Origin of the sequence: Janthinobacterium sp. AD80 (assembly GCF_002878455.1) — a bacterium.
Classification (GTDB): Bacteria; Pseudomonadota; Gammaproteobacteria; order Burkholderiales; family Burkholderiaceae_D; genus Janthinobacterium.
Map to the genome: position 1 here is coordinate 1 of NZ_NRDQ01000266.1, position 9850 is coordinate 9850.

A 9850-nucleotide genomic window follows, 5' to 3' on the forward strand; every position below is an offset into this window, starting at 1 on the left:
CCTGCGCGCCGCGCCAGCCGGCCTGGCCACTGCGAACGTGCGGCAGATGGCCTGCTACCCCCTGGTGCCGTACTCGAACCGCATCGGCGACGCCATGCTGCCGGCCGATGGCCACACGCATGCGCTGCGCGCCAACTTCCCGCCCGAGCCGCACAGCATCCACGGCTTTGGCTGGCAGCGCGCCTGGCAGGTGCTGGCGCGCGCGGACGACAGCGCCGAACTGGCGCTCATCCACGCACCGGACGCCGACTGGCCATACGCCTGCGAGGCGCGGCAAACCGTACTGCTCGATGCCGCCGGCCTGCGCCTGACGCTATCCGTGCGCAATGACGACACGCGCGCCATGCCCGCCGGCCTGGGTTTTCATCCCTACTTCCCGCTGGCGCCAGGCCTGCGCCTGCAGACGCAATGGGATGGCGTGTGGAGCATGGGCGATGACCACTTGCCGGCCGGCCTGGCACCCGTGTCGCAAGCGTCGCCGTTCGCCGCGCCGCAGCCGGTGGCCGGCTGGCACAGCGACCATTGCTACAGCGGCTGGACGGGTCGCGCCAGCCTCGATTACGGCGACTACGCGGTGCAGCTGTCGGCCAGCGACAATTGCCGCCACCTCGTGTGCTTCGCGCCCAACGATGAGCGAAACTTCATCGCCATCGAACCCGTCACGCACGCGAATAACGCGTTTGCGCTGGCCGCGCGCGGCGCGCACGACACGGGCATGCGCCTGCTGGCGCCAGGCGAAACACTGCACATCGCCATGCGCCTGGCAATCGAGGAGAAACAGCATGCGTGAATGGCAAGCCGAACTCGTGCTCGATGCGCGCGCCCAGCTGGGCGAATGCCCGCTGTGGAGCGTGGCCGAACAGTGCCTGTACTGGATCGACATCGCCGGACGCCGTGTGCACCGCTACGATCCGGCCACAAGCCTCGACCGCGTCTGGTGGGTACCGTGCGAGCCGGGCTGCATCGCCCTGGCGGAAAAGAGCGGCCTGGTGGCGGCCCTGCGCGACGGGTTCTACCGTTTTTATCCGCAGGAAGGCTTGCTCGACAAGCTGGCCGACGCGCCGTACGACAGCCGCGACATGCGTTTCAACGATGGCCGCTGCGACAGCGCCGGGCGTTTCTGGGCCGGCGCCATGTACGAACCGCGCACGGCGGAACTGGCCGCCATGTTTTGCCTGGAGCGGGGCGCCACGCGCCTGGGCTGGGGGCCGCAACAGAATCCGGAGCAACACTTCGGCGTAAAGGTCAGCAACGGCCTGGCCTTCGCGGAAGATGGCAAATCCCTGTTCCAGTCCGACACGCCGAACCACGTGATCTACCGTTTCGCGTTTGACGCGGCCAGCGGCCAGGTGGGCGAACGCCAGGTGTTCGCGCGCCTTCCCGCGAAGGGCGAAGCAGCCGTGTACGGCGGCCGCCCTGATGGCGCGGCCTTGGACGCCGAAGGCTGCTACTGGAGCGCGCAATACGAAGGCGGGCGGGTGCTGCGCTTTTCGCCGCAGGGCGAAATCATCGGCATCGTGCGCGTACCCGTCGCGCGCCCCACCATGGTCGCCTTTGGCGGCGCCGACCTGCGCACCCTGTACATCACCAGCGCGCGCGAAGGCGCAGGCGACGACGAACTGGCGCGCCAGCCGCAGGCCGGCGGCCTGTTTGCCGTGCGCCCGGACGTGGCAGGCCGCGCCGAACCACTTTACCGGGATTGATCCCCCACACAACCCTCCCGAGGACAGCATGAACGCCAACATCACTCTCTACCCCAGCCTGCAGGACCGCGTGGTCTTCGTCTCCGGCGGCGGCTCCGGCATCGGTGCTTCCATGGTCGAGCATTTCGCCCTGCAAGGCGCGCAAGTGGCTTTTTGCGACATCGACCGCGACGCCAGCGCCGCCCTGGCCGCGCGCCTGGCGCCCCTGTGCCGCCACGCGCCCTGTTTCGTGTACAGCGACATCCGCGACATCGCCGCCTACCAGGCCAGCCTGGCCGACGTCGAGGCGCGTTTCGGCGCCATCCGCGTGCTGCTCAATAACGCGGGCCGCGACGACCGCCATTCGCTGGCCGAACTGACGCCCGAGTACTGGGACAACTGCCTGGCCCTGAATCTGAAACACCACGTCTTCGCCATCCAGCAGGTGGCGCCCGGCATGGCGGCCGCCGGCGGCGGCTCCATCATCAACCTCGGCTCGATTTCATGGATGCGCGGGCGCCCCAACCTGGTCGGCTACACCACCTCCAAGGCGGGCATCGCGGGCCTGTCGCGCACCCTGGCGCGCGAGCTGGGCGAACAGAATATCCGCGTCAACGCCATCGCCCCGGGCGCCATCGCCACGGACCGCCAGGCCGCCCTGTGGCGCGACCCGGAAGAAGACCGCAAGTTCATCGAACTGCAATGCCTGAAATACCGGCTCGACGCGGGCCACGTAGCGCGCACGGCCCTGTTCCTGGCGGCCGACGATTCGGACGGCATCACGGGCCAGAACATCATCGTCGACGCGGGACTCGCGCAAGTCTCTGTCGCTGGCTAAGAACGCCAAAAAACCTGCTGCGCGTCGCGATTTGCGGCCTGCGATGCTCACTGTGCTAAAGCACAGCTGCGCTTCTCGGCCACAACTCGCTGCCGCTCGCTAGGGTTTTTTATGCGTTCTAACAATATCAATCTTCAAGGAGAACCCTCATGTTGAACCTGCAAGACGCAAGCCTGTTGAAACAGCAATGCCTGATCGATGGCGCCTGGTGCGACGCCGATGACGGCGCCACCATCGATGTCACGAATCCGGCCACGGGCGCAGTCATCGCCACCGTGCCGCGCATGGGCGCGACCGAGACGCGGCGCGCCATCGCCGCCTCGCATGCGGCCTTCCGCCTGTGGCGCAAGCAGACGGTAAAGGCGCGCGCCACGGTGCTGCGCGCATGGCATGCCTTGATCTTGCAGCACGCCGACGACCTGGCGCTGATCCTCACCAGCGAGCAAGGCAAGTCGCAGGCCGAAGCCAAGGGCGAGATCGTCTCGAACGCGGCCTACCTGGAATGGTTTGCCGAGGAAGGCAAGCGCGCATATGGCGACGTGATCGCGCCGCCGTCGAACGACAAGCGCATCGTCGTCATCAAGCAGCCGATCGGCGTGTGCGCGGCCATCACGCCGTGGAATTTCCCGAATGGCATGATCACGCGCAAGGCCGGCCCCGCCCTGGCGGCCGGCTGCGCGATGGTGCTGAAACCGGCGTCGCAAACGCCGCTGTCGGCCCTGGCCCTGGGCGAACTGGCGCTGCGCGCCGGCGTGCCGCCCGGCGTCTTCAATGTGGTGACGGGCGCGGCGCAAGCGATCGGCACGGAACTGTGCCACAACGACCTGGTGCGCAAGATCACGTTTACAGGATCGACGGAAGTGGGCGCCTGGCTGTCGCGCGAAGCGGCCGGCACCATCAAGAAGCTGTCGCTGGAACTGGGCGGCAACGCGCCCTTCATCGTCTTCGACGATGCCGACATCGACGCGGCCGTTGAAGGCGTGCTGATGTCGAAATACCGCAACAGCGGCCAGACCTGCGTGTGCGCCAACCGCATCTACGTGCAGGACAGCATCTACGATGACTTCGCCGCCCGCCTGGTGGCCAAGGTGGCCGAGCTGAAACTGGGCAATGGCCTGGACGCGGGCGTCACGCAAGGCCCGCTGATCGATGAAAACGCCGTGCGCAAGATCGAGCAGCATATCGCCGACGCGCTGGCCAAGGGCGGCAAGCTGGCCATCGGCGGCAAGCGCCATGCGCTGGGCGGCAGCTTTTTCGAGCCCAGCGTGGTACTGGAAGCGAACAGCGACATGCTGGTGGCCACCGAGGAAACCTTCGCCCCGCTGGCACCGCTGTTCCGCTTCGGCAGCGAAGACGAAGTCGTCGCCATGGCCAACGCCACGCAATTCGGCCTGGCCGGCTATTTCTACAGCCGCGACCTGGGCAGGGTCTGGCGCGTGGCCGAGGAACTGGAAGTGGGCATGGTCGGCATCAACACGGGCATGATCGCCAATGAAATGGCGCCGTTCGGCGGCGTCAAGCATTCGGGCATGGGCCGCGAAGGCTCGCATTACGGCATGGACGACTTCCTCGATATCAAATATCTGTGCATGGGAGGAATTTGATTATTTTAATGTAGCAAGACAGGCTGCCGTGCAAGTGCCAGGCAGCAGCCTGGCAGCACCGTAGCAAGCAGGGATCAGCAACGAATTCCATATAAAAAATACAGGAGACAAGATCATGCAGACGACATTACGCAAGACCACCGTGGCCGCGGCCATCACCGGCGCACTTTTCTCGGCGTCATTTGTTAGCGCTAACGCACGCGCCGATGAACTGAGCGACATGAAAGCCATGCTGGCCCAGCTGCAGGAAAGAGTGGCGCAGATGGAGGCGAAGGCGGCCCAGCCTGCACCAGCGGCAGCCGCCCCCACGGCAGCGATGGCGGCCGCACCAGCATCATCGGCGGCAGCCCCGATAAAGTCCGCCACTGGCTTCAACTGGAAGTTGTACGGCCGTGGCGACATCGGCTATACGGTCTCGCGCGGCAAGGATGCCAGCGGGCGCCAGCTGACGAACCACCGCCTGAACCAGGGCGAAATGGCCAGCCGCCTGGGCCTGACGGGCGCCTGGGTCTTCAGCGATGAATACAAGGCCATCTTCGGCGTCGAGACAGGTCTGAACCTGTTCAACGGCAATGCGGGCGGCGGCACGCAGAACAACACCACCTCGTCCGTGCTGTTCAACCGCGGCTCCACCGTCGGCTTTGCGTCGACCACCTGGGGCTCGGTCGAAGGCGGCACCATGTACATGGCGCCATTCTGGGTCTCGCTGGGCGCTGACCTGGCCTCGGCGCACAACTATGGCGCGAATGACTTCAGCGCCCTGTTCTCGCTCACGCGCCCCGAATCGCTGGGCCGCTATCTGAAGGACCCCGTGACGAATAACGCCAGCAAGACGACGAGTTTGGCGGGCAACAACTCGGGCACGGCCCTGTTTTATGGCAACGCCCTGCGCTACCGCAGCCCCACCTGGAACAATATCTCGGCGGAAGTGTCGTATTCGGCCGGCCAGCAGGCGTCTTCCGCCACCGACCTGGAAAACGATGGCCGCAGCTGGGCCGCCAACGTGCTGTACAAAAAGGGCGACCTGTTCCTCGGCTATGCGCACATGGATTACCAGCAGAGCAACGATATCAGCACGGCCGGTACGCCGAACTTCGTCAAGCGCAACCAGGTCACCGATATCGTCGGCGCGCGCTACAAGTGGCACGACTTTACCCTGGGCGGCTCCTACACCTCCTACCGCGTGTCGAACGCGGGCGGTTATGCGGCCGACGCCTTTGGCGTCTCGGGCGCGTATGACATCGGCAAGCACCGCATCGAAGGCAGCCTGGCGCACATCAGCTATGACGGCGCCAACGCCAGGGGCGCGTTCGGCACCAACACGGGCGATGGCGTGGGCAAGCCGAAATCGACGGCCTACTCGCTGGGCTACCTGTACAACTTCCAGCCTACCCTGTCGTTCTACGCCTACGCCACGCGCATCGCCAACAACAGCCATGCCAAGCTGGGCGTATTGCAGTTCCGGGGGGACAATAACTACTTCGGCTACAGCCCCGTCGAGCTGACCGCCGGCATGTTCCTCGTCTTTTAATTAGTGCAGTAACCCCGGCCCGCCACGCGCCACCCCGCGGGCGGCCGGTTTTCACAGGAGTTGATCGCCATGCAGTTCACACTACACCAGGAAAATGACAGCCTTGCCCTGCGCTGCGCCGGCCGCTTGCTGCTGCGCCACAGCGCCGCTGCGCCATGCGTGTTCGTCGGCCAGGGCCGCGAAAGCATGGAAATGTACCGGGGCAACTTCGAAATCGAGGATTACGTCGAAGAGCGCAGCGCCCTGCGCGCGCTGACCGTCACCGAGGCCGATGGCGCCACCACCCTGAGCTTTGCGCGCCATGCGGGAGACGCTGCGCAACTGGTGCTGGCCGTGCAGGCGACGCCGCATGGCCTGCACCTGGTGGTGCGCTACGCGGCGCCGGGCTGGAACCGTTTGTGGCTGCGCCTGCCGGCGGAACAGGACGAGCATGTGTGGGGCTGCGGCGAGCAGATGTCGTATTTCGACCTGCGCGGCCGCCACTTCCCCCTGTGGACGTCGGAGCCTGGCGTGGGCCGCGACAAGTCGACGCACCTGACGTGGCAGGCGGACGTGATGTCCAAGTCGGGCGGCGACTACTATCACACGAATTATCCGCAGCCGAGCTTCATCTCGTCGCAGCGCTATTGCCTGCATGCGGAAACGACGGCGTATGCGGACTTCGATTTCCGCCAGTCCGATTTCCACGAACTGCAGTTCTGGGCCATGCCCGAGCGCCTGGAATTCATGCTGGCCGAGACCTTCGCCGACCTGGTCGGCGTCGTCTCGCAGCGCTTCGGTCGCCAGCCGCAATTGCCCGCCTGGCTGCAAAATGGCGCCATGCTGGGCCTGAAAGGCGGCGAAGAGCACGCGCGCGCCATCCTCGCGCAGGCGCAGCAGCACGGCTTGCCCGTCAGCGCCCTGTGGTGCGAGGACTGGGTCGGCTTGCGCCAGACCTCGTTCGGCAAGCGTTTGTTCTGGGACTGGCGCTGGCAGCCGCAGCGCTACCCTGACCTGAGGAACTGGATCGCCGACCTGGGCAAGCAGGACATCCGCTTCCTCGGCTACGTCAACCCTTATCTGTGCAACGACGGCACCCTGTACCAGGAAGCGCTGCAACAGGGCTTCCTGGCGACAGCCATGGATGGCGGCGCCTACCTGGTGGACTTCGGCGAATTCGATTGCGGCGTCGTCGACTTCACCAATCCGGCCGCCGCGCTGTGGTTCGAGGAACGCATCCTGCGCCAGGAAATGCTCGATTTCGGCCTGTCCGGCTGGATGGCCGATTTCGGCGAGTACCTGCCGATCGACCTGCGCCTGCACAATGGCGCCGACGCGCGCCTGATGCACAACGCCTGGCCGACCCTGTGGGCCGAAGTCAATGCGCGCGCCATCGAGCGGGCCGGCAAGACGGGCGACGCCACCTTCTTCATGCGCGCCGGCTACACGGGCGTGCAGGCGCACTGCCCACTGCTGTGGGCGGGCGACCAGTCGGTCGACTTCAGCCGCCATGACGGTTTGCAAACGGTGATCTGCGGCGCCCTGTCGTCTGGCCTCCTGGGCAATGCCTACCACCACAGCGATATCGGCGGCTATACGAGCTTGTTCGGCAACCTGCGCACGGCCGAACTGTTCCAGCGCTGGACGGAAATGGCCGTCTTCACGTCGATGATGCGCACGCACGAAGGCAACCGCCCCGACGAAAACTTCCAGTTCTACCAGGATGAACAGGTGTTCCGCCACTTCGCCAGCATGACGCGGCTGCACGTGGCGCTGGCACCGACCATCCGCGCGCTGGCCGAAGAGGCCGTGGCGCGCGGCCTGCCGCTGCAGCGCCCGCTGTTCCTGCACTATGAACACGACCGCGCCACCTACGCCATCCAGGACCAGTACCTGTTCGGCCCCGACCTGCTGGTGGCGCCCGTGCATGCGGCCGGCGCCGCGCGCTGGAGCGCCTACCTGCCGCAGGGCGACGCCTGGATCCACCTGTGGAGCGGCGCCGCGTTCGAAGGCGCCCAGCGCGTGGAAGTCGATGCGCCGCTGGGCCAGCCGCCCGTCTTCGTGCGGCGCGGCTGCGCGCAGCAAGACTTTTTCCTGTCGCTGGCGAAATGAGCCTGGCATGAGCGTAGCGTCGCACCTGCTGTTCCTGGCCTGCGTGGCGCTGGCCAGCGTGGCACAGAACCTGACGGGCTTTGCCTTCGGGCTGATCCTGCTGGGACTGACGGCCGTGCTGCACCTGGCCAGCCTGGCCGATGTGGCCAACGTCGTCAGCGTGCTGGTGCTGGCCAATGCGGCCATCACGTTTGGCCGTTCGCGGCCGCAGCTGGCCTGGCCCGTGTTCGCGCCGTCGCTGGCCGCCAGCTTGCTGGGCGTGGCTGCGGGCGTGGTGCTGCTGGGCTGGTTCAGCGCGCAGCAAGTGACCCTGCTGCGCTTCCTGCTCGGCTGCGCCATTGTCGTCTGCGCCTTCATGCTGGTGCTGCGCGCCAGCGCGCGCGCGCGGCAGTCCAGCCTGCCCGCCTTCCTGTTCTTCAGCGGCGTGTCCGGCGTGATGGGCGGCCTGTTCGCCAGCGCCGGCCCGCCCATGGTCTACCACCTGTACCGCCAGCCGTGGGCGGCCGAGACGATACGCCATTTTCTCATCGTGCTGTTTGCGGCGAACGCCGTGCTGCGCCTGGCCCTGGTGCTGGCGCATGGCCAGTTCAGCATGACGGCCGTGTGGCTGACCGTGGAAGCCTTGCCGCTGGTGATGGGCCTGACGTGGCTGGCGCGCCGCCACCCTTCGCGCCTGCCCATCGAACAGGTGCGCCGCGCCGTCTTCGTGCTGCTGCTGATCGCCGGCCTGGCCCTGGTGCTGCCGCCCGTGCTGTCGCTGCTGGCCTGCGGCGGCGCCGTTTTTTAGCCTTTTTATACTTTTACCAGACGAGCCTTCCATGTCCGCTTCCCGCTTTTCTTCCCTGCCCCCCGACTGCGACCTGCTGGTCGTCGGCGGCGGCATCAATGGCGCCGGCATCGCGCGCGACGCGGCCGGCCGCGGCCTGCGCGTGGTGCTGTGCGAACAGCACGACCTGGCGCAGCACACCTCGTCCGCCTCCACCAAGCTGATACACGGCGGCCTGCGCTACCTCGAGTACTATGAATTCAAGCTGGTGCGCAAGGCGCTGCAGGAACGCGAAGTGCTGCTGCGCGCCGCGCCGCACATCATGTGGCCGATGCGCTTCGTCATGCCGCACGACGCCGCCCAGCGCCCCGCCTGGATGATACGCGCGGGCCTGTTCCTGTACGACCACCTGGCCAAACGGGCATTTCTGCCCGCCTCGCAAGGCATCGCCCTGGACAAACACCCGGCCGGCGCGCCCCTGAAAACGGGCTACCGCAAGGGCTTCGTGTATTCCGACGGCTGGGTCGACGACGCCCGCCTGGTGGTGCTGAACGCGCTCGACGCGCAGGAACACGGCGCGCACATCCTCACGCGCACGGCCTGCGTCGATGCGCGCCGCGATGGCGGCGCCTGGCAAGCCACCCTGCAAGCCGAGGATGGCCAGCGCAAGACCCTGCGCGCACGCGCCATCGTCAACGCGGCAGGACCGTGGACGGCGCAATTTGCCGGCGCGGCCGGCGGCGGCAAGACGCAGGGCCTGCGCCTGATCAAGGGCAGCCACATCATCGTGCCGCGCCTGTTCGAGCATCCGCATGCCTACATTTTCCAGAATCCCGACCAGCGCATCATCTTCGCCATCCCCTACCAGGACGACTTTACCCTGATCGGCACCACGGACGAGGAATACAAGGGGGAAGTGAGCCAGGTCAAAATCAGCCAGATGGAAATCGATTACCTGTGCCAGGCCGCGAACCGCTATTTCAAGCGCGAGATTTCTCCCGCAGACGTCGTGTGGACGTATTCGGGCGTGCGCCCGCTGCTCGACGACAGCGCGCAGAACGCCTCGGCCGTCACGCGCGACTACCTGCTGGAAGTGGCGCGCGGCGACACGGCGACGGGCGCGCCGCTGCTCAATATCTGGGGCGGCAAGATCACCACCTACCGCAAGCTGGCAGAGGAAGCACTGGGCTTGCTGGCGCCCCTGCTGGACAATGCCGCCGCGGCATGGACGGCCGAGGCGCCGCTGCCTGGCGGCGACCTGCAGCAGGCGAACCGACTGGTGGACAGCCATGATTTCGACGCCTTCCTCGCCCGCTTCCAGCGCGACCACGCGTGGCT

At 66.5% G+C, this 9850-nt stretch carries 8 protein-coding genes; all 8 read left to right on the forward strand.

The features are described 5' to 3' along the window. A partial coding sequence (locus JaAD80_RS28340; protein WP_180979642.1) for an aldose 1-epimerase occupies positions 1 to 790 on the forward strand: 790 nt, incomplete at its 5' end. Continuing rightward, on the forward strand, positions 783 to 1703 hold the full coding sequence (locus tag JaAD80_RS28345) for an SMP-30/gluconolactonase/LRE family protein (RefSeq protein WP_102299499.1): 921 nt from the start codon (positions 783 to 785) through the stop codon (positions 1701 to 1703). The genes JaAD80_RS28340 and JaAD80_RS28345, both read left to right, overlap by 8 nt. A 28-nt stretch (positions 1704 to 1731) precedes the next feature. Continuing rightward, complete coding sequence (locus JaAD80_RS28350; protein WP_102299501.1) at positions 1732 to 2520, forward strand: SDR family NAD(P)-dependent oxidoreductase; 789 nt, start codon at positions 1732 to 1734, stop codon at positions 2518 to 2520. A 149-nt stretch (positions 2521 to 2669) separates the two neighbouring features. Further along, a complete protein-coding gene (locus JaAD80_RS28355; RefSeq protein ID WP_102299503.1) occupies positions 2670 to 4124 on the forward strand; it encodes an NAD-dependent succinate-semialdehyde dehydrogenase in 1455 nt (484 codons plus the stop codon). Between the two features lie 115 nt (positions 4125 to 4239). Further along, positions 4240 to 5655 carry a porin gene (locus tag JaAD80_RS28360; protein WP_102299505.1) on the forward strand — a complete coding sequence of 472 codons (1416 nt, stop codon included), beginning with the start codon at positions 4240 to 4242 and terminating at the stop codon, positions 5653 to 5655. A 69-nt stretch (positions 5656 to 5724) separates the two neighbouring features. Further along, complete coding sequence (locus tag JaAD80_RS28365; RefSeq protein ID WP_102299510.1) at positions 5725 to 7746, forward strand: alpha-glucosidase; 2022 nt, start codon at positions 5725 to 5727, stop codon at positions 7744 to 7746. Positions 7747 to 7753: 7 nt separating this feature from the next. Then, positions 7754 to 8533 (forward strand): sulfite exporter TauE/SafE family protein, encoded by a 780-nt coding sequence (locus tag JaAD80_RS28370; RefSeq protein ID WP_102299506.1) that lies wholly within the window; start codon positions 7754 to 7756, stop codon positions 8531 to 8533. 31 nt (positions 8534 to 8564) lie between these two features. Continuing rightward, positions 8565 to 9850: glycerol-3-phosphate dehydrogenase (gene glpD, locus JaAD80_RS28375; protein ID WP_102299508.1), on the forward strand; the 1286-nt coding region annotated here is incomplete at its 3' end.

Bases quoted from the DNA above. Each gene is read 5' to 3' on its own strand.
- JaAD80_RS28345 (WP_102299499.1), top strand. From the start codon at position 783: ATGCGTGAATGGCAAGCCGAACTCGTGCTCGATGCGCGCGCCCAGCTG.
- JaAD80_RS28350 (WP_102299501.1), top strand. From the start codon at position 1,732: ATGAACGCCAACATCACTCTCTACCCCAGCCTGCAGGACCGCGTGGTC.
- JaAD80_RS28355 (WP_102299503.1), top strand. From the start codon at position 2,670: ATGTTGAACCTGCAAGACGCAAGCCTGTTGAAACAGCAATGCCTGATC.
- JaAD80_RS28360 (WP_102299505.1), top strand. From the start codon at position 4,240: ATGCAGACGACATTACGCAAGACCACCGTGGCCGCGGCCATCACCGGC.
- JaAD80_RS28365 (WP_102299510.1), top strand. From the start codon at position 5,725: ATGCAGTTCACACTACACCAGGAAAATGACAGCCTTGCCCTGCGCTGC.
- JaAD80_RS28370 (WP_102299506.1), top strand. From the start codon at position 7,754: ATGAGCGTAGCGTCGCACCTGCTGTTCCTGGCCTGCGTGGCGCTGGCC.